The following is a 22,940-nucleotide window of genomic DNA, read 5'->3' as shown; positions in this document are numbered from 1 at the left end:
AGTCTCCTTCATTGATGTGCGCGTACTCACCACGATCCTGCCGCCCCGGCATCTTGGCCGATCCGCTAAGGTAAGGCTAAGTTAGGCAAGCCTTACCGCCAGACCGGCGATGACGTGCGGCTGCGGTGCGCCCCGGCAGATATCTCGATGTCGAGATAACTCTAGTACATGGGGCCGGGATGGTCATGCCCGGCCTCCTTGCCGCGCGCCTTTCAACAGTGTCGTTCCGCACACCCGGCCGCGCCGCCGCACCCGATCGCCCCCGCCACACCCGCCCGGGCCTGCCCTTTCCCACACTTCCGCGGACTTCTCGCACCTTCACGCAAGGGCTTTGCATGACCATGCGACGTGATGCATACTCTTCCTATGTCCAAGGTCCTCACCTCCCTGCCCACCGGCGAGCGCGTCGGCATCGCCTTCTCGGGCGGTCTCGACACCTCGGTCGCAGTCGCCTGGATGCGCGACAAGGGCGCCGTCCCGTGCACCTACACCGCTGACATCGGCCAGTACGACGAGCCCGACATCGCCTCGGTCCCCGGCCGCGCCAAGGCCTACGGCGCCGAGGTCGCGCGTCTGGTCGACTGCCGTGCCGCCCTCGTCGAGGAGGGCCTGGCCGCGCTGACGTGCGGCGCGTTCCACATCCGCTCCGGCGGGCGGGCGTACTTCAACACCACGCCGCTGGGCCGTGCCGTCACCGGCACGCTGCTGGTGCGCGCGATGCTCGAGGACAACGTCCAGATCTGGGGCGACGGCTCGACCTTCAAGGGCAACGACATCGAGCGGTTCTACCGCTACGGCCTGCTCGCCAACCCGAACCTGCGGATCTACAAGCCCTGGCTGGACGCGGACTTCGTGACCGAGCTCGGCGGCCGCAAGGAGATGTCGGAGTGGCTGGTCACCCACGGCCTGCCCTACCGGGACTCGACGGAGAAGGCGTACTCCACGGACGCCAACATCTGGGGCGCCACCCACGAGGCCAAGACGCTGGAGCACCTGGACACCGGCGTCGAGACCGTCGAGCCCATCATGGGCGTGAAGTTCTGGGACCCGTCCATCGAGATCGCCGCCGAGGACGTGACGATCGGTTTCGAGCAGGGCCGCCCGGTCACCGTCAACGGCAAGGAGTTCGCCTCCCCCGTCGACCTGGTGATGGAGGCCAACGCCATCGGCGGCCGGCACGGCCTCGGCATGTCGGACCAGATCGAGAACCGGATCATCGAGGCCAAGAGCCGCGGCATCTACGAGGCACCGGGCATGGCCCTGCTGCACGCCGCGTACGAGCGTCTGGTCAACGCGATCCACAACGAGGACACCCTCGCCCAGTACCACAACGAGGGCCGGCGCCTCGGCCGCCTCATGTACGAGGGCCGCTGGCTGGACCCGCAGGCGCTGATGATCCGCGAGTCGCTCCAGCGGTGGGTCGGCGCGGCCGTCACCGGCGAGGTGGCGCTTCGGCTGCGGCGCGGCGAGGACTACTCGATCCTCGACACGACCGGCCCTGCGTTCAGCTACCACCCGGACAAGCTGTCCATGGAGCGCACCGAGGACTCGGCCTTCGGCCCGGTGGACCGGATCGGCCAGCTCACCATGCGCAACCTCGACATCGCCGACTCCCGCGCCAAGCTGGAGCAGTACGTCGGCCTCGGCCTGATCGGCACCGGCAGCCCGACCGTCGGCGCCTCCCAGGCCGCCGCGACCGGCCTGATCGGCACGATGCCGGAGCTGCCCGAGGGCGGCGCCGAGGCGATCGCCTCGCGCGGCGAGGTCTCCGAGGAGGACGCGGCCCTGGACCGCGCCGCGATGGAGGCGGGCACAGACTGACGGCCACCGGGCCACCAGAGGACGGACCGCGGAAGGGTCCGGTTCGACGCCGCGCGCGTCGAACCGGGCCCTTCCGGCTTTCCGACATGCCATCAGTTCGCCGGGGCGGGGTACCCGAGAAGCGCGTACTCGACTCCGGTACGTACTCGACTCCGAAGGGAGGCATCCATGCCCCTGACGTTTCGCAAGAGTTTTCGGATCCTGCCCGGGGTGCGGCTGAACATCAACCGGCGCTCCTGGTCCCTCACCACGGGCGGCAGGCACGGCCCGCGACACACGCACAGCAGCACCGGACGTCGTACGACATCGGTTGATTTGCCCGGACCTTTCGGGTGGCGTCGTACCCGTACCGCCAGGCGGCGTTGACGAGCCGTCACCCGAATGGACCCCTTGGGATGTGCCATCTCATATCTGAGATAGCCTCAACCTCATGGCAGACGATTACCTCGTACGCATCGGCAAGCTCATCCGTGACGCCCGGCAACACCGGGGCTGGACACAGGCGCAGCTGGCCGAGGCGCTCGGCACCTCCCAGAGCGCCGTCAATCGCATCGAGCGCGGCAACCAGAACATCAGCCTTGAGATGATCGCCCGAATCGGTGAAGCCCTGGACAGCGAGATCGTGTCGCTCGGGTACGCCGGTCCGATGCATCTGAGGGTCGTCGGCGGACGTCGACTGTCCGGTTCGATCGACGTCAAGACCAGCAAGAACGCCTGCGTGGCCCTGCTGTGCGCCTCGCTGCTCAACAAGGGGCGCACAGTGCTGCGCCGGGTCGCCCGGATCGAGGAGGTGTACCGCCTGCTGGAGGTACTCAACTCCATCGGCGTGCGCACCCGTTGGATCAACGACGGCGTCGACCTGGAGATCGTGCCGCCGGCCGAGCTGGACATGGGGGCGATCGACGCGGAGGCCGCCGTACGCACCCGCTCCATCATCATGTTCCTCGGCCCGCTGCTGCACCGCATGGACCACTTCAAGCTGCCCTATGCCGGCGGCTGCGACCTCGGCACGCGCACCATCGAGCCGCACATGATCGCGCTGCGCCGCTTCGGCCTGGACGTCGCGGCGACCGAGGGCCAGTACCACGCCGTGGTGGACCGCGGCGTACGTCCCGACCGGCCGATCGTGCTGACCGAGCGCGGCGACACCGTGACCGAGAACGCGCTGCTGGCCGCCGCGCGCCACGAAGGCGTCACGGTAATCCGCAACGCGTCCTCCAACTACATGGTCCAGGACCTCTGTTTCTTCCTGGAGACGCTCGGCGTTCGGGTCGAGGGCATCGGCACGACGACCCTCACGGTCCACGGTGTGCCGACCATCGACGTCGACGTCGACTACTCCCCCTCCGAGGACCCGGTCGAGGCGATGAGCCTGCTGGCCGCCGCGGTGGTGACGGAGTCGGAACTGACGGTACGTCGCGTGCCCATCGAGTTCCTGGAGATCGAGCTGGCGGTCCTGGAGGAGATGGGCCTCGACCACGACCGCACGCCCGAGTACTTCGCCGACAACGGCCGCACCCGGCTGGTGGACCTCACCGTCCGGCCCTCCAAGCTGGAGGCGCCGATCGACAAGATCCACCCGATGCCGTTCCCGGGCCTGAACATCGACAACGTCCCGTTCTTCGCGGCCATCGCCGCCGTCGCGTCGGGCAAGACCCTGATCCACGACTGGGTCTACGACAACCGAGCCATCTACCTCACGGACCTCAACCGCCTCGGCGGCCGCCTCCAGTTGCTGGACCCGCACCGCGTCCTGGTGGAGGGCCCGACCCGCTGGCGCGCCGCCGAGATGATGTGCCCGCCCGCCCTGCGCCCCGCTGTGGTCGTGCTGCTGGCGATGATGGCGGCGGAGGGCACGTCCGTGCTGCGCAACGTGTATGTCATCAACCGGGGTTACGAGGACCTCGCCGAGCGCCTTAACTCCATTGGGGCGCAGATCGAGATCTTCCGGGACATCTGATACGCAAATGCCGCCGCATCCCGTCCGGCTGCCTGCTACTCAGCGGGGCAGAGCCGGGGTCGGCGGCAACCGGAGGACTTCTCCGGGACTTTGGGCCTGCGGCCGGCCTTTCCGGGCCATGGGCCGCAGGCAGCCCGCCTACGGGCCCGGCCGCATCAGACAGGCCCTGGGGCGGTCGGGACGGCACCTCCGTCAGCCTGCGGGGCGCCGGTTCGACGCGATGGTTCGGCGGTGGCGGCGAGCAAGGCGGTGTCGTCGTCGACCCGGCCGGGGGTGTTCAGCAGCTCCAGGGCTCGTTCGGTGATCTGCCGGGGGTCGGTGCGGGCGGCGGCGGACAGCGTGCCGCAGGCCTGGCGCAGGGTCTCCAGGCAGTCGCCCAGGGACAGCGCCCGGTTTTCCACCAGGCCGTCGGTGTACAGCAGCAGGCTGGTGCCGGGCGGGAACGCCACCTCGCGGTCGACCGGGGTGCTGCCCAGTCCCAGCGGCAACGCCGGGGGCAGCTCCAGATAGGCGGTGTCGGTGGCTATCAGCAGGGGCGGCAGGTGCCCGCCGGCGGCGTAGCGCAGGCGGTGGCGGTGTGGGTCGTAGACCGCGTACAGGCAGGTGGCGAAGCGCTCGGCGGCGAGCGACTGCAGGTAGGCGTCCAGCCTGGCCAGCACCTGGGCCGGGCCGGCGCCCTCCATCGCGAGGCTGTGCAGGGCGGAGCGGAGTTGGCCCATCACGATGGCGGCTTCGACGTCGTGGCCCATGACGTCGCCGATGGCCAGCCCCACCCCGCCGTCGGGCAGTGCGAGCACGTCGTACCAGTCGCCGCCGACCTCGGCGCCGCGGTCGCTGGCCCGGTAGTGGGTGGCCAGGCGCACCCCAGGTACCTCGGGCAGGCGGTGGGGCAGCAGGGCGCGCTGCAAGGTCAGGGCGAGGCGGCGCTCGTTGTGGTAGCGGGTGGCGTTGTCGTAGGCCTGGGCCAGGCGGTGGGCGAGGTTCTCCAGATACTTGTGTTCGACCGCGGAGTAGTCGGTGTGCCGGACCAGTACCAGGGCCCCCAGTGTCCGGTCGTGGGCCTGCAGCGGCAGGGCCAGTACGGCAGCGGGCGGGTGCGGGCCGGCTGGGGCCGGGGCGGTGCCGTTGATCGCGTGGGTGGCGGCGGTCGCCAGCGCTTCGCGGGCGAGAAGCGGGGTGCCGGCGATGTATGCCGGGGGCGACTGCGCCGGGGCGGGTCTTGCGGCGGTGGGGTGGATGCTGATCTGGTCGGCGAAGTCGGGCAGCAAGATCTGGCCGGCAGTCTGGAGTATCTGGTCCGGGTCGAGGGTGGCGGACAGTCGCAGGCCCGCCTCGGCCAGTGAGTCCAGCACGGCCAGCTGGTTGCGGGTCTCGGTCAGGGCCTGTTCGCGCAGCCGGGACAGCTCCAACCCGGCGCGGACGCGCGCCAACAGCTGGCGCGCGGAGAAGGGTTTGGCCAGGTAGTCGTCGGCGCCGGCCTCCCGGCCCTGCACGGATTCCTCCTCGCCGGCGCGGGCGGTGAGCAGGACGATGGGCAGGCGGGCGGTGCGCGGGTCCGCACGCAGCGCCCGGACCAGCTCGAAGCCGTCCATGCGGGGCATCATCACGTCGCTCAGCACCAGCTCCACCGGCTGGGCCAGGGCCATCTCCAGGGCGGCCCGGCCGTCGGCGGCGAGCAGCACGTCGTAGTCGGGCTGCAGGAGCTGGGTGAGGTAGGCGCGCATGTCGGCGTTGTCGTCGACGACCAGCAGGCGGGCCGGGTGGGGGCGTTCGGTTTCGTGCGGACCGGGGCGGCCGTGCGGGGCATCGTGGGTCGCGGAAGCGCGCGGGGGGCGTGCCGCGGACGTCGACGCGGCGGGGACAGGGTCGGCCGCCAGCCAGCCCAGCGCCTCGTCCACATAGGCCGTGGCGCGGCCGGACCGGCCGCCTCCGTCTTCCGTGGGGGTTTCCCCGGGGAATCCGGCGCCGGCCGCGGGCGGGTCCGGACGGGGCCGGTGGGCGGCGGCGAAGGGGAGATTCACGGTGACGTCGGTGCCCTGGCCGAGCCGGCTGTCCACGCCGACGGTGCCGCCGTGCGCTTCCACCAGGTCCTTCACCAGCACCAGGCCGAGGCCGCTGCCCTCGTGGGAGCGGGAGCGGGCGCCGCGGACGCGGTGGAAGCGCTCGAACAGCCGCGGCAGCTCGTCCGGGGGGATGCCCGTGCCGGTGTCGGTCACGGTCAGCCGGGCCAGGTCTCCGACCGCGGCCACCTGCACCCGGGCGCCGCCGGTGAAGGTGAACTTCAGGGCGTTGCTGAGCAGGTTGAGGATGATCTTCTCCCACATCTCCCGGTCCAGCGACACCGGCCTGGACAGCGGCGGGCAGTCCACCTCCAGCGTCAGCCCGGCCGCCTCGAAGGCGGAGCGGAACACCCCGGCCAGCTCGGCCGTGGCGCCGGCGAGGTCGACCGGCTCGAGGGCCGGGCGTAGCTGCCCGGCCTCGGCCCTGGCGACCTCCAGGAGGGTGTTGACCTGCTTCAGCAGGCGCAGGGCGCCGCGTTCGGCCAGCTCCAGCCGCTCGTGCCGCTCGGGCCGGTCCTCGTCGGCCAGGGCCTGCTGGAGCGGGCCCAGGAGCAGGGTGAGCGGGGTGCGCAACTCATGGCTGACGTTGGCGAAGAAGATGGTCTTGGCCCGGTCCAGCTCGGCCAGCGCTTCCGCCCGCCGGCGCTGCTCGTCGTGGGCGAGTGCGGCCGTCAGCGCCCCGGCCACGGCGGCGGCGAGCACCTCCAGAAAGTCCCGGTAGGCCCCGGCCGGCGGGAAGCAGGGGTTGACGCCCACCACCAGGGCGCCTCCCACCTGGCCCGCACAGTCCAGCGGCAGAGCGAGCGCCTGCTCGACCGGGAGCCGGGAGGCCGCGGCGTGCTGCCCGGCCGTGTTGCCGCCGGTGAACGCGGTGGCCGGCAGCGTGGCAGGGGCGCCGTCGGCGACCACCTGCGCCAGCAGGGCCGCGACCTCCGACCCGTCGGCCGCACTCGGGGACACGGACTCGGGCGCGGGCTGGAGCCCGGTGGAGGCCGCCGGCCGCAGCATCCCCGGCTCGGAGGCCAGGTACAGGCCCAGGAACGGGATCTCCTCGGGATAGGAGCCCAGCACCTGAGCGACGACGCGGGCGACCTCGCCCGGGGTGAGCAGCCCGGCGGTGCGGGCGCCGGTCTCGCTCAGCAGGCGCAGCCGGCGCTCGCCCAGTACCCGGCCGGTGGTCTCGGTGATGATCTGCAGCACGCCGCCGGAGGTGCCGTCGTCCAGCAGCACGGGCTGGAAGGAGGAGTCGAAGTAGCACTGTTCCGGAAAGCCGTGGCGCTCCATGATGAGCGGCTCATCGGGGATCAGCAGGGACTTGCGGGTGTCGGTCACATAGTGGAAGTGGGAGCTCACGGGGTGGGCCCAGACTTCGGGGAACACGTCCTTGTAGGGCTTGCCGAGTGCCCAGGGGTGTTTGGCGCCGACTATGGGTGAGGAGCCCAGGTTGTACAGGGTGGCGAATTCGGCGCCCCAGTACAGAGCCATCCCGTGCTCAGAGGTGAGCATGAGGCGCAGGGTGTCCACCAGGGGCCCCGGCCAGGACTCGGGGGGCCCGAGCGGCGTCGCCGCCCACTCGATCCCGGCCAGAAGCTCGCCGAACGCGCCGGCCTCGGCGAACATCCGGGCCGCCGCGGTGCTCGGGTCATCGGGCCGGGTCATCGAGAAATGTTCCTCCTGGCGCCTATGTGATCCGCCCGCGCGCCCTCCCAAGGCTGCCGCCGGCCACTCACTGCGGACCTTTCGGGTAGATCGGACGCCGGATCCGAGGATTCTGGCTACCTTTCCACCAGAATTACAAGGTAAGAATAGCCAAAACTATGATTTGCCCAGAAGTGTACGCTTGCAGCGGCGACCCTCAGAGCGCACTTCTGCACTGGGCGGGCACCCTTTGCTCGACCCCGCCGTGCAGGGGGACGGGGCCGGGTGGGTTAAGGTTGGTCCCGAGCTGGTCGCCGCAAGTTCGGGTGGCTGGTGTTGCGTTGGTGGTCCAAGGAAAGACGTCCCGCTTCCTGCGGGGAGATGCAGGTGCAAGGCCTGCCCAGCGCTCGGTATCACGGGCCCGTCCGCGCATTGCGTGGGCGGGCCCGTTGTGTTGCGTCTCGCGGGTCGTCAGTCGTCGGGGATGCCGGTGCCGCTGAGGGCGGGGACCGTCCGTTCGGGGCGGGCGAGGGAGCGGGCGCCGAGGCGGAACTGGTCGAGTTTGTTGACGATGGTCCGGCCGACCGGGGTGTGGCCCCAGACGCTGATGCCCTGGTGGGTGCTGGGTTTCCAGGTGGACTCGTCGATGACGACGGGGTTCCAGCCGACCTCCCATTCGAAGCCCGAGGGCGTGCGGGCGTAGTACGAGAGCTCCTTGTCGTTGGTGTGTTGGCCGACGGACAGGGCCATGTCGAAGCCGAGTTCGTGGACGCGCTCGTAGCTGCGGGCGACGTCGTCGAGGGTGGCGGCCTGGATGTTGAGGTGCTGGACGCGGGTGCGGACGGGGTCAATGGGCAGACCCCGGACGGCGGCGATGGCGATGGAGTGGTGGCGTTCGTTGACGCGCAGGAAGCGGATCTTGAGCTTGACGCCGCTGATCGTCTCGTCGATGTAGTCGGTGAGGCGGGCGTCGAAGACGGTGTTGAAGTAGCCGCGCATCAGGGCCGGTTTGGCGGAGGTGATGGCGACGTGGCCCATGCCCGAGTCGCCGGTGACCCAGCCGGACGCCAGCATCTTCAGGGGCCGCGGCGAGATGACCGGGGTGGTGTAGATCTCCTGGGTGATGCCCTTGGGGCCGGGGAAGCGCAGCAGCCGTTCGACGCCGCGGATCCTCGCCTCCTCGGCGGTGCCCTCGACGCACGGCACCCCGTGGGCGCGCACGCGGGCCTCGATCTGCTCGAACGTGGAGTGGTCGTCGAGGTGCCAGCCGGTGGCGACGACGTCCTCGGCCGGTCCGCGCCGCAGCAGGAAACGGCACTCCTGGCCGTCGAGGCGGAAGCGCATCAGGCCCGTGTCCAGGTCGTCGTGGTGCATGCCGATCGCGTCGGTGCCGAAGCGGCGCCAGTCGGCGAACCTCTCCGTCTCGATGACGATGTGGCCGAGGTGCACCGAGCCGAAGACCGACGGGGCAACACGGCTGTCGCGAATGTCGCTGTACGGGGTCATCGGCGGCCCGCCAGGAAGTCGGCGCAGATCCTGTTGAACAGCCCCGCGCGCTCGAACTGCACCCAGTGCCCGGTGCCCGCGACCTCGTACAGGTCGCAGTTGGGCATGCGGTCGGCCAGCATCCGGCCGCCGGACGGGCGGTTGACCTTGTCGGCCGCGCCCCACAGGACCAGGGTCGGCACGGGCAGGCGGTCGAGGCGGGCGTCGCGGGTGAAGTCCATCCGCCACAGCGTGCGCAGCGCGTTCGGACCGGACGGGCGGCGCAGCGGCGGGGCCGCGATCACCTCCGGGTCGATGCTCGCCTCGTAGCGGGCGTCGATCACCGAGTCGGGGACGTCGGCGGCGTTGAAGACGAGGTGGGTGCGGATGAACCTCTCCAGCTTCGGACGCGAAGGGCCGTCGCCGGAGTAGTAGTTGAGGAGGCTGCTGAGGCCCGGGGTGGGCAGCGCACGGGTGGTGCCGATGCCGCCGGGGCCCATCAGGACCATGCGGTCGACCCGGTCGGGGGTGTCCAGGGCGAGGCGCAGGGCGCATGCGCCGCCGTAGGAGTTGCCGACCAGGTGGGCCTTGTCCAGGCCGAGTTCGTCGAGGAGTCCGCGGATGCCGGTGGCGAGGTCGCCGAACGGGTCCGTGCCGTCCACGCCCTTGGTGCTGCGGCCGTAGCCGGGCAGGTCGGGGACGATGACCCGGTAGTCCTTGGCCAACTCGGCGATGTTTCGGCTGTAGTTGGAGACCCCGGAGGCGCCGGGGCCGCCGCCGTGCAGCAGCAGGACGGGCGGGCCGTCGCCGGTCTCCGCGACGAAGATCTTCCTGCCGAGGACGTCGAGCAGCGACTCCTGCATCGGCGGCGGTGAGGTGTGGGTGCTCATGACACTCCTTGGCCGGCGGTCGGGGTGGTCGCACGCGGGGCCGGCGTGAACCCTGCCGGAGGCGGCGGGAGTTGGGCGCCGGCAGGGGCGGCCGCGTAGACGTAGGCGTCGGGGCGCAGGGCGAGGGTGGCGGCGCGGTGCCCGGTCATCCAGGCCCGCAGCACACCGTCGCAGTCGACGACCGCGCCCTGCGCCGGACGTGAGCCGGCCGGCAGGACGGTCAGCGAGGGGACCCCGCAGCGCTCCCACGCGGGCTGCGCGGTCGGCAGCGGGCCGTGCAGGAGCAGCCAGCGCCCGGCGAGCACGTCGTCCAGGCGGACCCGGGTGCCGTCGGGGCCGGTGACCCAGGGCTGGGGGATCTGGTGGCCGGGGGCCGTGGTGCGGGAGGCACGGGTACGGGAGGTGCCGGAGGCCTTGGTGCGGGGGCGGGCCTGGAAGCCGTCGGCATAGTGGGCGACGGGGATCCAGTTGGAGTCCTGGAGCCAGCCGCCGAAGCCCGGTATCCGGTTCAGGTGCGGCAGCACGGAGTCGCGGACGCGGGTGACCGCGAGCCGCCGTTCGGTGATGATCCGGCCGACGAACACCGCCCGCCTGGTGACCTCCTTGACGTGCGGTTTGCGCTCCGCCTCGTAGCTGTCGAGCACCGACTCGGGCAGTTCCCCGCGCAGCACGGCGTCGAGCTTCCAGCACAGGTTCGCCACGTCGCGCACGCCGGCGGCCATGCCCTGGCCGATCCACGGCGGCATCGCGTGCGCGGCGTCACCGGCGAGGAAGACCCGGCCCACCCGGAATCGGGCGGCGAAGCGGACGTGGTGGCTGTAGACGGTGGCCCGCAGGATCTCGATCTGGTCCCGGCCGATCCCGTACCCCGACACCATCGCGTGGATCGCGTCGTCGGAGGTCAGATACCGCTCGTCGTCGCCGGGCAGGATCGGGAACTCCCAGCGGTGGTGGCCGAGCGGTGTCGGGCAGTCCACCGCCGGGCGGGCCGGGTCGCAGCGGAAGCGCAGCCGGTCGTGGTCGGGCCAGGGTTTCAGGATCCTGGTGTCGATGACGACCCAGCGGTCCTCGTACGTCCGTCCCTCGTAGCCCACGTTGAGCTGTGCGCGGGTGAGGCTGGAGCCGCCGTCGGCCGCGATGACGTAGCGGGCGCGCAGCCGTCGTACGGAGTCGTCGGCCGTCCCGACCACCGTGAGTTCCACGCCGGCCCCGTCTGCGGACTGGCGCAGCCGCAGGCACTCGTGTCTCAGCCACACCTCGACGTTCGGATAGCGGTCGACGCCGTCGCGCAGGACCTGCTCCAGCGCGGGCTGGTAGAGGAACATCTGCGGCGGGTGGCCGTGGCCGCGCGGCGTGGGGTGCGCGCTGAGGAAGGCGCGGCCGCGCGCGTCGACGAAGTCGAGCGGCCGGTCGGCCAGCATGTCCCGCTTCAGCCGGTCGGCCAGGCCGGTCCGCTGCCAGATCCGGATGACCTCCTCGTCGGTGGAGATCGCCCTGGCCCGGGAGAAGATCTCGGCGTCGCGCTCCAGCACGACGACCCTGAGGCCCGCCGCGCCCAGCAGGTTCGCGGCGGTCACCCCCGTGGGCCCGTACCCGATCACCGCCACGTCGTACTCGGCGTCGCCGGCCCCGTCCTCGGCTCTGGCCCCGACCCTGTTCCCGGCGCTGATCTCACTCATCAGGCCACCTCACTGTCGTCCCTGTAGCGGCTCTTCACGGCTCTTCACGGTTCTTCGCGGCTCTTCGCGGCTCTTTGTTGTAGCGTTCACTCCAATTGGAATGGACGCTACGGTAAGCTCGGTGTCCGGGGCGGTCAAGTGCCGGGACGACGGGAAGGGCAGCGCCCATGACCAGGCCACGGACGGTGCGCAGAAAGCGTGCGAACGGCGTGGAGTCGCGGCAGCGCATCCTCGACGCCGCCGTCGAGATCGCGGGCGAACGCGGCTACGAGGGCACGTCGATCGCCGCGGTCAGCGCCAAGTGCGGACTGCCCGCGAGCTCGATCTACTGGCACTTCGAGGGCAAGGACGACCTGATCGCCGCGGTCATCGAGCGCAGCTTCGCGACCTGGCTGACGACCGTCGAGCTGCCCGGCGAGGAGACCGGCAGCCCGCTGGAGCGGGTGACGGCGATGGCGGCGAACGTGGCGAGGTCGCTGGTCGAGGCGCCGGACTTCCTGCGTCTGGGCCTGATGCTGGCCCTGGAGCGGCGCCCCGCCGAGCCCCGGGGGCGGACGGTGTTCCTCCAGGTGCGCGACATCTCGCGGCAGCGGATCACGGACATGATCCACGCCCTGTTCCCGGCCCTGGACGAGGACGTCGTCCGCACGCTGACCACCTACGCCATGGCGGGCGCCGACGGCCTGTTCGTGCACCGCGAGATCGGCGGCGACCGCGTCGACCTGATGGCGATGTTCGAGCTGCACGCGCGGCTCGTGTACGAGGCCGCCGTCCGCGCGGCGGCGGCAGGGAGCACGGCATGAGCCTCACCTACGTCCAGCACGAGGAGGCCGGACGGCCGCTGCGCGAGGCCGAGCACCACGCGGCCCCGATCGACCCGCTGTCGGCCCTGCTGCCGGGCCTCGACCTGTCCGACGCGTACGCCGTCCAGCGGGACAACGTCGCCTGGCGGCCGGCCGACGGGGCGACGGTCATCGGGCCCAAGGTCGGCCTGACGGCGCCCGCCCTGCGGGGGCTTCTCGGCGTCGACGAACCCGACTTCGGCCATCTGCCGGACGACACGGTCCTGCGCGACGGTACGTCGGTCTTCGCGGCGCACTACTGCCGGCCCCGCATCGAACCGGAGGTCTGCTTCCACCTCGCCGAGCCGCTGTCTGGTCCCGGCATCACCGTCGAGGACGTGCTGCGGGCGACCGACGCCGTGGCGCCCGCGCTGGGGATCGTCGACAGCAGGATCCGCGACTGGCGGATCACCCTCGTCGACACCGTCGCCGACAACGCGAACGCCGCCGGACCGCTCTGCGGTCCCTGGACCCCGCTGCGGGCCGCCGCCCGACCTCACCGCTGTCACCGCCGACCCGATCCTGGACGGGGCGCAGATCGCGTCGGGCAGCGGGCGCGAGGTGCTGGGTCACCCCGCCGCCGCGGTCGCCTGGCCGGCCAACGCCCTCGCCGTCTTCGGCACCGCTCCGGAAGCGGGCCAGGTGGTGCTGCCCGGTGCCATGACCACCGCCCCGTTCGTCGGCGCCGGCCGCAAGGTCGAGGGACGCTACGGCGGCCTCGGGTCCGTGTCGGTGACCTTTGTCCGACGGCGACCGCCCGGGGCGCGTGTGCCTGCGGTCCACAGGCCGCGACCGGACGACGCCGACTCCCATTTCCGACCCCAACCCTGAAGCCGTCGTAAGCCCACTCCCCCGAGACAGCCGAGAGGCCGCATCATGACCACCGCACGCCGCCGGATCGACGTCCATCAGCACCTCGTCCCGCCCCTCTACCGCGACGCCCTCGCCAAGGCCGGCATCGTCGAGGCGGGCGGTCGCGCGCTGCCCGACTGGAGCCCCGAGGCAGCGCTGGAGGCGATGGACCTGCTAGGCACCGAGACGGCGGTCCTGTCGGTCTCCACCCCCGGCACCGGCTTCCTCACCGACCCGGACGAGGCCGCCGGCCTGGCCCGTCGGCTCAACGACCACTGCGCCGCCCTCACCGCCGAACACCCGGCCCGCTTCGGCTGGTTCGCCACGCTGCCCATGCCCGACGTCGCCGCGTCGGCGCGGGAGGCCGAGCGGGCGCTGACCCGGCTGGGGGCGGACGGAGTCACCCTGCTCGCCAACAACCAGGGCGTCTACCTGGGCGCCGAGGGGCAGGACGCCCTGTGGCGGGTCCTCGACGAGCACGGCGGCGTTGTCTTCGTCCACCCGGCCGACCTCCCCGCGCCCGCTGTCGAGGGCATCCCGCCGTTCGCCGCGGACTTCCTCCTCGACACCACCCGCGCCGCCTATCTGCTCGTCCGAGGCGGCGTCCCGCGCCGCTACCCGAACATCCGGTTCGTCCTCAGCCACGGCGGCGGATTCCTGCCGTACGCCTCCCACCGCATGGCCGTCGCCATCGCCGCCGACATCGGGCGCAGTCCGCGCGACATCCTGGAGGACTTCCGGGGCTTCTACTTCGACACCGCGCTGTCCTCCAGCCCGGCCGCCCTGCCCACGCTGCTGGCCTTCGCCCGCCCGGGGCACGTCCTGTTCGGCAGCGACTGGCCGTTCGCGCCGGCCGCGGCGGGGCAGTACTTCGCCAACGGGCTCGACGACGGCGTCGACCCCGGCACCCTCGCGGCGGTCAACCGCACCAACGCCGAGGCGCTCTTCCCCCGCCTGGCCCAGGTCGCCCCCGCGCCGGCCCCGTCTCGACCGCTCCCAGTACGGCTGCGGCAGTCCGCGCAACGTGCCGGTGCCCGTCTCTTCTTCAAGATCGTCCAGCCCGGCACCGAATGACCGACTGCCGCTGCCTGGACGCCCTGTCCGCCTCCCTGATCGCCGTCGGCCCCAGGCCGGGGCTACTCGAAGGCGAGGGCCGGGAACTCGGCGGACTCGTTCAGTTCGGCCCAGACCGTCTTGCCGCGCCGGGCGTGGCGGGTGCCCCACTGCCCGGCGAGCTGGGCGACCAGCAGCAGGCCGCGCCCGCCCTCGTCGAGGACCCGGGCCCGGCGCAGGTGGGGGGTGGTGCTGCTCGCGTCGGAGACCTCGCACAGGAGGGAGCGGTCATGGATGAGGCGCAGGCTGATCGGGGAACGGCCGTAGCGGATGGCGTTGGTGACCAGTTCGCTGACCACCAGCTCCGCGACGAAGGCGTGTTCCTCCAGGCCCCAGTCGGTCAGTTGCCGGGAGACGTCCGTACGGGCCCGGGCGACGACCGCCGGGTCCGACTCCAGGTCCCAGGTGACGACCCGGTCGGCCCCGAGCGCCCTGGTGCGGGCGAGGAGCAGGGCGACGTCGTCGTCCGGCCGGGAGGGCAGCAGGGCCTGCAGCACGTTGTCACAGGCCTCTTCCAGGGAGGGGGCCGGGCGGGCGAGGACCTGCCGCAGCGTCGCGAGGCCGGCGTCGATGTCGGGCATACGCGTGGTGCCGACGGGAGTACGCCCGTCGCCGTCGAGGGAGTCAGGCTCACCGTCAGGAACACGCGCCCCGCCCTCAGGTGCGCGCGCCTCGATCAGGCCATCGGTGCACAGAGCGATCAGGCTGCCCTCGGGCAGGTCGACCTCCACCGTCTCGAACGGCAGCCCGCCGAGGCCGAGCGGCGGGCCGGACGGCAGGTCCAGTAGCTCCGCCGTGCCGTCCCGGACCACCACGGCCGGCGGGACGTGCCCCGCGCGGGCCAGGGTGCAGCGTCGGGAGACGGGGTCGTAGACGGCGTACAGACACGTGGCACCGATGTCTCCGCCGACGTCGGCGTCGGGTTCGGCGTCCGGGTCCGAGCACGCTTCGGTGAACAGGCGCATGACGACGTCGTCGAGGTGGGTGAGGAGCTCGTCGGGCGGCAGATCGATGTCGGCGAGGGTGCGTACGGCGGTCCGCAGCCGGCCCATGGTGGCGGCGGCGCGGATGCCGTGACCGACCACGTCACCCACCACGAGGGCCACCCTCGCGCCGGACAGCGGGATGACGTCGTACCAGTCGCCGCCCACCCCGGCATCGGAACCGGCCGGCAGATAGCGGTAGGCGACGTCGACGGCCGACTGCGGCGGGGCCTGCCGGGGAAGCAGGCTGCGCTGGAGGGTGACGGCGGTGGTGCGGGCGTGGGTGTAGCGGCGGGCGTTGTCGACGGCGATCGCGGCCCGCGCGACGATCTCCTGGGCGAGGAGCAGATCCTCGTCGTCGTAGCGCGCGGTCGTGGTGTTCCGGTGGAACTCGGCGACGCCCAGCGTGGTGCCCCGGGCGCGCAGCGGCACGACCAGGGTCGAGTGGGCCCGCGGGACGCCCGACGCGCTGCCGTCGCGCTGCCGGCTGGGCCGCCCGCTGCTCAGGGCGTTGGCGCACGGCGATCCCTCCGGGCAGGCGTGGACCTGCTGCGGCGCGATCGCCGGCTGCGGGCCGGGCCCGCCCGCGGGCCCCTGAGCCATCCGGCGCAGCATCAGCGGGCTGTCCCCCGCGACGTCCCGTCCGGGCAGCACGGCGTCGAGCAGGTCGACGGTGACCAGGTCGGCGAACTGCTCGGTGGCGAAGTCCGCCAGCTCCTGGGTGGTGCGGGCGATGTCCAGGGTGGTGCCGATGCGCATGCTGGCCGCGTTCACCATCGCCGACCGCCACCGCAGCCGCCGGTCCCGCTCCTCCTGGTGCGCCGCGACGGTCTGCTCCGACACCCGGTCCACATAGGTCGTCGACATCGCCATCAGCTCCTGCGCCGCCGCGCTGACCTGCCCGGCGTCGTCGCTGAGCCGGGGCATCTCCGCGAGCAGCCGTTCGGTGATGACGCCCTGCCCCAGCCGCAGGGCCCGCAGCATCACGCTGAGGGGCGTGCCGTGCCGGGCCAGTCTCCGCGCGCGCTCCGCGTCGGCGGACGGCAGCTCGATCAGGCTCGGTTCGATGGCGTGCTCAAGCCCGAACAGGGCGGCCTCGATGTGCGCGACGAGGCTGTCGGCGGTCAACCGGGCCACGTCCGGGGCCTCCCACAGCGTGGGCAGTTCGCGCCGCAGGCACTGTTCCACGTCGGCTCTGAGCTCGTCCGCTCGCGAGCCGAGCTCGTGCGCCGCGCGCGACACCAGACCACCGGCCGTGGGCTCCACACACTCGACGGTACGCCGCTCTCGCGGACCCCTCAGACCGTACGGCCGCCCCGGCGCCGGTCGCCGTCAGCCCGCCCCGCGCAGGACCCGGGACAGCCCCAGGGCCGCCGTCCGTACGGCGGGCGCCAGCTGGGCGGGGCTGAAGCGGGAGCGCGGCACCGCCACCGAGAGCGCGGCGATCGCGGTGCCGCCTGCGAAGACGGGGGCCGCGATGCAGCTGACGCCGGGGGCGGCTTCCTGTTCCTCGTAGGCGAGGCCGGAGACCCGGGTCTTCTCCAGGGCCATGCGCAGCCGGTCCGGGTCGGTGATCGAGTGGGGCGTCAGGCTCGGCAGCGGCCGGGACAGCACCTGTTCGGTCAGCTCGGCGCCGGAGAACGCCAGCAGGGCCTTGCCGACGCCGGTGCAGGTCAGCGGCAGGCTGCCGCCGATGCGGGAGGGCAGCTGGAGGGCTTCGTGGCCGTGGATGCGCTCCAGGTAGACCACCTCCATGCCCTCGCGGATCCCGAGGTGCACGGTCTCGCGGGTGGCCTCGAACAGGTCCTGGAGGAACGGCAGGGCCGCCTCGCGCAGATCGAGCCGGTGCGGCACCAGCGAGCCGAGCTCGAACAGCTTCGGCCCGAGCCGGTACTGGGCGCCCGAGCGCTCCAGCCAGCCCAGCCGGACCAGGTCCGCCGCCAGCCGGTGCACGGTGGGCTTGGGCAGTCCGGTGTGCTGCGAGAGTTCCGACAGACGGTACGGGCCGCCGCTCGGGCTGAAGCTCTCCAGGATGACAGCGGCCTTGTCCAGCATGCTGCCGCTCGTGTTGTTCCGTGTCACGGAACAAAGGTTGGCCGATCGTGGTGGCGGTGTCTATACCGGTGATGCGGTTGCGGCGCCCGAAGGCCCCTCGCACCCGCATCCCGCATCCCGCATCCCGCACCCCGCACCCCGCACCCTGGAGGTATCCCGTGTCGACCCCACCCGACGGCGTCCGCCCGGACGCCGCCCCACCGGCCGTCGTCAAGGCCGCCGACCTGTTGGCGGAGGCCGCCCGCACCGGGGCCGCCTGCCCTCCGGTGCGTGAGCTGTTCGAGGGGGGCGGTGACCTGGCGACCGCGTACGCCGTGCAGCAGCTGGGCGTCCGCCGCGGCCTGGACGCCGGCCGTCGGATCGTGGGCCGCAAGATCGGCCTGACCTCGGTGGCCGTGCAGCGCCAACTCGGCGTGGACCGGCCCGACTTCGGGGCTCTGTTCGCGGACATGGCGGTGCCGGACGGCGGGGAGGTGGCGGCCGGGCGGCTGCTCCAGCCCAAGGTGGAGGCCGAGGTGGCACTCGTCCTCGGACGGGATCTGCCGCACCGCGCCTGCACGGTCGTCGACGTGCTGCGGGCGGTGGACTTCGCGCTGCCCGCGCTGGAGATCGTGGACAGCAGGGTGCGGGGCTGGGACATCTCCCTGGTCGACACGGTCGCGGACAACGCCTCCTGCGGCCTGTACGTCCTGGGCGCGACCCCCGTACCGCTGACCGGCGTGGACCTGCGGACGGTGACGATGACGATGACCCGGGGCGGCGAGACCGTCTCCGAGGGCACCGGCGCCGACTGTCTCGGCAGCCCCCTCAACGCGGCGGTGTGGCTGGCCTCCGCGCTCGCCGAGCGGGGCGATCCACTGCGCGCGGGCGACCTGGTGCTGACCGGTGCGCTCGGCCCGATGGCGCCCGCCGCACCGGGGGACGTCTTCGAGGCCCGTATCTCGGGGCTGGGTTCCGTACGGGTCGGGTTCGCGCGGGAAGGGGGCGGGCTGTGAGCAGCAAGGTCGCCGTCATCGGATCCGGCAACATCGGAACCGACCTCATGATCAAGGTCCTACGGCTGTCGGAATCGCTGGAGATCGCGGCGATGGCCGGCATCGACCCGGCCTCCGACGGGCTGGCCCGTGCCCGGCGCCTGAAGGTCGCCACGACCCACGAGGGCGTCGAAGGGCTCGTCGCGCTGGACGAGTTCGCCGACGTGGAGATCGTCTTCGACGCCACCTCGGCCGGCGCCCACCGCCACCACGAGGAGGTGCTGCGCCCGCTGGGCCGCACCCTGGTCGACCTCACCCCGGCCGCCCTCGGCCCGTACGTCGTCCCGCCGGTCAACGGCGACGCCCACCTCGGCGCCCCGAACGTCAACATGGTCACCTGCGGCGGCCAGGCCACGATCCCGATCGTCGCCGCCGTCAACGCCGTCACGCCGGTCCACTACGGCGAGATCGTCGCCTCCATCGCCTCGCGCTCCGCCGGACCCGGTACCCGCGCCAACATCGACGAGTTCACCGAGACGACCTCGTCCGCCATCGAGCGGGTCGGCGGCGCCGCACGCGGCAAGGCGATCATCGTCCTCAACCCGGCCGAACCCCCGCTGATCATGCGGGACACCGTGCACTGCCTGGTCTCCGAGTGCGCGACCGAGGCGGTCACCGCGGCCGTCGAGGAGATGGTCGGGCGGGTGCAGGCGTACGTCCCCGGCTACCGGCTGGCACAGCAGGTGCAGTTCGAGCGGGTGGCGTCCGACGACCCGCTGCGCACCCTGGCGCCCGGCGCGGGTAAGGCGCTGAAGGTCTCCGTCTTCCTGGAGGTCGAGGGCGCCGCGCACTACCTCCCGGCGTACGCCGGGAACCTCGACATCATGACCTCGGCCGCGCTGCGCACCGCGGAACGCATGGCCGCCCTCCCGATCGCCCCGGAGGTGGCCTCGCGATGACCCGTCTGTACGTCCAGGACGTGACCCTGAGGGACGGCATGCACGCCGTCCGGCACCGCTACACCGTCGGCCAGGCCCGCGCGATCGCCGCCGCGCTGGACTCGGCCGGCGTGGCCGCGATCGAGATCGCCCACGGCGACGGCCTGGCCGGCTCCAGCATCAACTACGGCGTCGGCGCCCACACCGACTGGGAGTGGATCGAGGCCGTGGTCGACGCGACGCGGCACGCGGTGCCCACCACCCTGCTGCTGCCCGGCATCGGCACGCTCCACGACCTCCGGCAGGCGCACACCCTGGGCGTCCGCTCGGTGCGGGTCGCCACACACTGCACCGAGGCCGACATAGCCGCCCAGCACATAGCCGCCGCGCGGGAGTGGGGCATGGATGTCGCCGGGTTCCTGATGATGTCCCACATGGCCGAACCGGCCGAACTGGCCCGCCAGGCCAAGCTGATGGAGTCGTACGGCGCCCACTGCGTATACGTCACCGACTCCGGCGGCAGGCTCACCATGGACGGCGTCCGCGACCGCTTCCGCGCCTACCGCGATGTCCTCGACCCGGCGACGGAGCTGGGCATCCACGCCCACCACAACCTGGCACTCGGCGTGGCCAACACCGTCGTCGCCGTGGAGAGCGGCGCGGTTCGGGTGGACGCCTCGCTGGCCGGGCAGGGCGCGGGCGCCGGGAACTGTCCCCTCGAAGCGTTCATCGCGGTCGCCGATCTCATGGGCTGGGACCACATGTGTGATCTGTTCCCTCTGATGGACGCGGCCGACGATCTCGTACGGCCCCTTCAGGACCGCGAGGTGCGCGTGGACCGCGAGACCCTCAGCCTCGGCTACGCGGGCGTGTACTCAAGCTTCCTGCGCCACGCGGAGACGGCCGCCGCCCGCCATGGCCTCGACACCCGCAGCATCCTCGTCGAGGTGGGGAGGCGGCGGATGGTCGGCGGGCAGGAGGACATGATCACGGACATCGCGCTGGACCTGGTCGCGCGTGCGGACGCCGCGTCCTGACCCGGACGCTCCGCGCGCCGCGCCCCCTTCGGTCGGGTATGGCGCGGCGCGCGGTGTGCTGCGTGGAGTGTGCTGCGTGGGGCCGGTCGCCGTCACGCCTTCGACAGGGTCATGCTCTTCTTCAGCACCGCGTGGAAGTGGGGCAGGGGCAGGCCGCCCAGGCCGTCGACGGGGCGCAGTTCCACGATGGTGGCCTCGACGTCCGCCTTGCCGTGCTTGAGGGTGGACGGGGACGGCTTGCTCTTGTTCTCCCAGCGGTGCACCTTGCCGTCGCACACGGCGAGGGTGCCGCCGATGGCGTACCGGTTGGCGGAGGCCTCCCGGCCGATGGAGGAGCTCACGAACGTGGGTCCTGTGCTGTCGACACACGTGTAGGTGCCGGAGACGGTGACGGTGCCGTCGGCGGCCATCTTGGCCGGGGCGTCGACGGTCACGGACTCGGTCACGGCCTCCTTGACGTCGGCGGTCCGGTCGGAGTCGGCGGGGGCCGAGGGTGCGGCGACCAGCAGGAGCAGCGCGGCGCCGGCGGCGGTGGCGAGAGCGGGGCGCAGGGGCATGGGATGACCTCCCGGTGAGTGGAGTGGGGCCTCCCACTGGTACCCGCCGGGTGCGTCCGGGGACGTGATCGTCACTCCTTCGGTGGCGAGTCCGCCCCGACCTTCGTGGATCGGTCAGAGAGTTGTCCGCGTGTTGTCACGGTTCACGGCGGGCCGTTCCTATGAGTTCGCAGCGGGAGCATGGTCTACCCATATGGACGACCCACACGGCTCGTCCGCCTATGTGGAGGTGCGCCATGTGTTCCCACCAGCCTTCGTGCCCTTCCTCCTCCGCCGACCGCGGCGCCCATGTGGTGGCCGCACACCCCGAGCAGGGCTGGAGCCTGCTGTGCGACGGCGCCATCGTCTTCGACGACAGCGGTGAGCTGCTGCCCGACGGCCGTGTCGTCGCCCCGCACCGGGTACCGAACGAGCGCCTCGCCATGGCGGCGTGAGCACGGCCTACGGCAGCACGGCGAACCCGTCGAGCTCCACCATCGCCTGTTCGTCCCAGAGCCGCACGACCCCGACGACCGCCATCGCCGGATAGTCACGACCCGCCAACCGGCCCCAGATACGGCCGAGTTCGGCGACCTGGGCGCGGTACGCCACGACGTCGGTGACGAAGACGGTGACCCGGGCGAGGTCGGCCGGTGTACCGCCGGCCGCCGCCAGCGCGGTCAGCAGATTGGTGAGCGCCCGCTCGAACTGCTCCGGCAGTGTCTCCCCGACCACCTTGCCGTCGGAGTCGAGCGCGGTCTGCCCGGCCAGGAAGACGACGCGGGAGCCGGTGGCGACGACCGCGTGCGAGAAGCCGGTGGGTGGGGAGAGTTCGGGCGGGTTGACGCGCTCGGTACTCACTGTCCGGCCTCCATGGTCGCGTACAACTCCTTGGCGATGATGCCGCGTTGCACCTCACTGGCGCCCTCGTAGATACGTGGGGCGCGCACCTCGCGGTAGAGGTGTTCGAGCAGATGGCCGTGGCGCAGGGCACGGGCACCGTGCAACTGGACCGCAGCGTCGACGACATACTGCGCGGTCTCCGTCGCGAGCAGTTTCGCCATCGCCGCGCGCCCCGGCACGTCGGGGGCCTTCTCGTCGTACGCCGTCGCCGCCGCGTACACCATGAGGCGGGCCGCCTCCGTGCGCAGGGCCATCTCGGCGACCTGGTGGGCGACCGTCTGGAGGTCCCTCAGTTTGCCGCCGAACGCCTCGCGTTCGGCCGTGTGGGCGAGGGTCGCGTCCAGGGCGGCCTGCGCCATCCCGACGGCGAAGGCGCCGACGCTGGGCCGGAAGAGGTTGAGGGTGCCCATCGCGACCCGGAAGCCGCGGTCGGCCTCGCCGAGCATGTCGTCGGCGGTGACGGGGACGGCGTCGAAGGCGAGGGTGCCGATGGGGTGCGGGGACAACATGTCCAGGCCCGTTCCGGTGAGGCCGGGGCGGTCGGCGGGGACCAGGAAGGCGGTGACGCCACGGGCTCCGGCGTCGGGCGTGGTGCGGGCGAAGACGGTGTAGAAGTCGGCCTCGGGGGCGTTGGAGATCCAGCACTTCTCGCCGGTGAGCCGCCACCGGGCGGGGCCGTCGGGTTCGGCGACCGGCGGCTGCGTCTGCGCTGCGGGGTCCCGCTCAGCGCGCAGTTCCAGTGCCGCCGCGTCCGATCCGGCCCCCGGCTCGCTCAGCGCGAAGGCCGCCACCGCGCTCCCTTCGGCCACCCGGGGCAGCCAGCGCTCCCGCTGGGCCGGGGTGCCGTAGGCGTGGACGGGATGCGCACCCAGCCCCTGAAGGGCGAGCGCGGTCTCGGCCTCGGTGCAGGCGTATGCGAGGGACTCCCGCATCAGGCACAGGTCGAACGCCCCGGAGGTGAAGGGCCGCTTCAGCAGCCCCAGTCGTCCGAGTTCGGCGACGAGAGGGCGGTTGACGTGCCCCGGTTCGCCCTTCTCCGCGAGCGGGCGCAGCCGTTCGGCCGCCAGGGCGCGCAGTTCGGCACACCAGGCGGTCTGTGACGGATCGAGTGAGAATGCGGGCATTGCCGACCTCCTGCGGACCGTCCGCGACGGCCCCTCTCGACGGACCTCCT

General features: G+C 72.2%; 19 protein-coding genes. 10 read left to right on the top strand and 9 right to left on the bottom strand.

Annotation, left to right across the window (positions count from 1 at the left end; all coding sequences use genetic code 11):
* Nucleotides 1-366 precede the first annotated feature (366 nt).
* From argG to EAO75_RS28025, 3 genes are all read left to right on the top strand, one after another.
* Nucleotides 367-1,821, top strand: a complete 1,455-nt coding sequence (argG, locus tag EAO75_RS28035) for an argininosuccinate synthase (protein ID WP_147997778.1) — start codon at nt 367-369, stop codon at nt 1,819-1,821.
* Nucleotides 1,822-1,989: 168 nt separating this feature from the next.
* Entirely contained in the window at nt 1,990-2,187 is a 198-nt protein-coding gene (locus EAO75_RS28030; protein ID WP_147997777.1) for a DUF4236 domain-containing protein, read from the top strand.
* A gap of 64 nt (nt 2,188-2,251) precedes the next feature.
* On the top strand, nt 2,252-3,781 hold the full coding sequence (locus EAO75_RS28025; protein ID WP_147997776.1) for a helix-turn-helix domain-containing protein: 1,530 nt from the start codon (nt 2,252-2,254) through the stop codon (nt 3,779-3,781).
* Nucleotides 3,782-3,936: 155 nt separating this feature from the next.
* Here EAO75_RS28025 and EAO75_RS28020 read toward each other — a convergent pair whose 3' ends face one another.
* The 4 genes from EAO75_RS28020 to EAO75_RS28005 form a co-directional block, all read right to left on the bottom strand.
* The gene (locus tag EAO75_RS28020) at nt 3,937-7,500 is read right to left on the bottom strand and encodes a SpoIIE family protein phosphatase (RefSeq protein ID WP_147997775.1); all 3,564 of its coding nucleotides are present in this window, start codon (nt 7,498-7,500) and stop codon (nt 3,937-3,939) included.
* A gap of 450 nt (nt 7,501-7,950) precedes the next feature.
* Nucleotides 7,951-8,985, bottom strand: a complete 1,035-nt coding sequence (locus tag EAO75_RS28015; protein ID WP_147997774.1) for a VOC family protein — start codon at nt 8,983-8,985, stop codon at nt 7,951-7,953.
* Nucleotides 8,982-9,854 (bottom strand): alpha/beta fold hydrolase, encoded by an 873-nt coding sequence (locus tag EAO75_RS28010; RefSeq protein ID WP_147997773.1) that lies wholly within the window; start codon nt 9,852-9,854, stop codon nt 8,982-8,984. Before EAO75_RS28010 ends, EAO75_RS28015 begins: the two co-directional genes overlap by 4 nt.
* Nucleotides 9,851-11,533 (bottom strand): bifunctional 3-(3-hydroxy-phenyl)propionate/3-hydroxycinnamic acid hydroxylase, encoded by a 1,683-nt coding sequence (locus EAO75_RS28005; protein WP_147997772.1) that lies wholly within the window; start codon nt 11,531-11,533, stop codon nt 9,851-9,853. The genes EAO75_RS28010 and EAO75_RS28005 overlap by 4 nt, the downstream gene beginning before the upstream one ends.
* A gap of 167 nt (nt 11,534-11,700) precedes the next feature.
* On the opposite strand from EAO75_RS28005, the gene EAO75_RS28000 reads away from it, so the two are divergent.
* Genes EAO75_RS28000 through EAO75_RS27990 form a run of 3 tightly spaced genes read left to right on the top strand, consistent with a single transcriptional unit; the run spans nt 11,701 to nt 14,301 of the window.
* Complete coding sequence (locus EAO75_RS28000; RefSeq protein WP_147997771.1) at nt 11,701-12,336, top strand: TetR/AcrR family transcriptional regulator; 636 nt, start codon at nt 11,701-11,703, stop codon at nt 12,334-12,336.
* Nucleotides 12,333-13,217 (top strand): 2-keto-4-pentenoate hydratase, encoded by an 885-nt coding sequence (locus EAO75_RS27995; protein WP_261989431.1) that lies wholly within the window; start codon nt 12,333-12,335, stop codon nt 13,215-13,217. The genes EAO75_RS28000 and EAO75_RS27995 overlap by 4 nt, the downstream gene beginning before the upstream one ends.
* Before the next feature lie 34 nt (nt 13,218-13,251).
* A complete protein-coding gene (locus EAO75_RS27990) occupies nt 13,252-14,301 on the top strand; it encodes an amidohydrolase family protein (RefSeq protein WP_147997770.1) in 1,050 nt (349 codons plus the stop codon).
* A 62-nt stretch (nt 14,302-14,363) separates the two neighbouring features.
* Here EAO75_RS27990 and EAO75_RS27985 read toward each other — a convergent pair whose 3' ends face one another.
* Together EAO75_RS27985 and EAO75_RS27980 are read right to left on the bottom strand one after the other, a co-directional pair.
* Nucleotides 14,364-16,589: a SpoIIE family protein phosphatase gene (locus EAO75_RS27985; RefSeq protein ID WP_147997769.1), complete on the bottom strand. Its 2,226-nt coding sequence runs from the start codon at nt 16,587-16,589 to the stop codon at nt 14,364-14,366.
* Between the two features lie 66 nt (nt 16,590-16,655).
* Nucleotides 16,656-17,378 (bottom strand): IclR family transcriptional regulator, encoded by a 723-nt coding sequence (locus EAO75_RS27980; RefSeq protein ID WP_147998110.1) that lies wholly within the window; start codon nt 17,376-17,378, stop codon nt 16,656-16,658.
* Nucleotides 17,379-17,536: 158 nt separating this feature from the next.
* Here EAO75_RS27980 and EAO75_RS27975 point away from each other — a divergent pair, with 158 nt between their 5' ends.
* From EAO75_RS27975 to dmpG, 3 genes are read left to right on the top strand one after another with little or no spacing between them, the layout of a single operon-like run.
* Nucleotides 17,537-18,373, top strand: a complete 837-nt coding sequence (locus EAO75_RS27975) for a 2-keto-4-pentenoate hydratase (protein WP_261989430.1) — start codon at nt 17,537-17,539, stop codon at nt 18,371-18,373.
* Nucleotides 18,370-19,311: an acetaldehyde dehydrogenase (acetylating) gene (locus EAO75_RS27970; protein WP_147997768.1), complete on the top strand. Its 942-nt coding sequence runs from the start codon at nt 18,370-18,372 to the stop codon at nt 19,309-19,311. The genes EAO75_RS27975 and EAO75_RS27970 overlap by 4 nt, the downstream gene beginning before the upstream one ends.
* Nucleotides 19,308-20,327: a 4-hydroxy-2-oxovalerate aldolase gene (gene dmpG / locus EAO75_RS27965; protein ID WP_147997767.1), complete on the top strand. Its 1,020-nt coding sequence runs from the start codon at nt 19,308-19,310 to the stop codon at nt 20,325-20,327. Before EAO75_RS27970 ends, dmpG begins: the two co-directional genes overlap by 4 nt.
* Before the next feature lie 92 nt (nt 20,328-20,419).
* Here the strand turns inward: dmpG and EAO75_RS27960 are convergent, their stop codons facing one another.
* A complete protein-coding gene (locus tag EAO75_RS27960) occupies nt 20,420-20,884 on the bottom strand; it encodes a DUF6299 family protein (RefSeq protein WP_147997766.1) in 465 nt (154 codons plus the stop codon).
* A gap of 236 nt (nt 20,885-21,120) precedes the next feature.
* Here EAO75_RS27960 and EAO75_RS27955 point away from each other — a divergent pair, with 236 nt between their 5' ends.
* Nucleotides 21,121-21,318 (top strand): DUF5999 family protein, encoded by a 198-nt coding sequence (locus EAO75_RS27955; protein ID WP_147997765.1) that lies wholly within the window; start codon nt 21,121-21,123, stop codon nt 21,316-21,318.
* 7 nt (nt 21,319-21,325) lie between these two features.
* On the opposite strand, the gene EAO75_RS27950 is transcribed toward EAO75_RS27955, so the two are convergent.
* Both EAO75_RS27950 and EAO75_RS27945 read right to left on the bottom strand, forming a co-directional pair.
* Nucleotides 21,326-21,724, bottom strand: a complete 399-nt coding sequence (locus EAO75_RS27950; RefSeq protein ID WP_147997764.1) for a RidA family protein — start codon at nt 21,722-21,724, stop codon at nt 21,326-21,328.
* Complete coding sequence (locus EAO75_RS27945; RefSeq protein WP_147997763.1) at nt 21,721-22,890, bottom strand: acyl-CoA dehydrogenase family protein; 1,170 nt, start codon at nt 22,888-22,890, stop codon at nt 21,721-21,723. Before EAO75_RS27945 ends, EAO75_RS27950 begins: the two co-directional genes overlap by 4 nt.
* Nucleotides 22,891-22,940 lie beyond the last annotated feature (50 nt).

Origin of the sequence: Streptomyces sp. UW30 (assembly GCF_008042075.1) — a bacterium.
GTDB lineage: Bacteria > Actinomycetota > Actinomycetes > Streptomycetales > Streptomycetaceae > Streptomyces.
The sequence above is the reverse complement of the archived record's forward strand: the minus strand, read 5'-3'. Positions and strand labels throughout refer to the sequence as shown.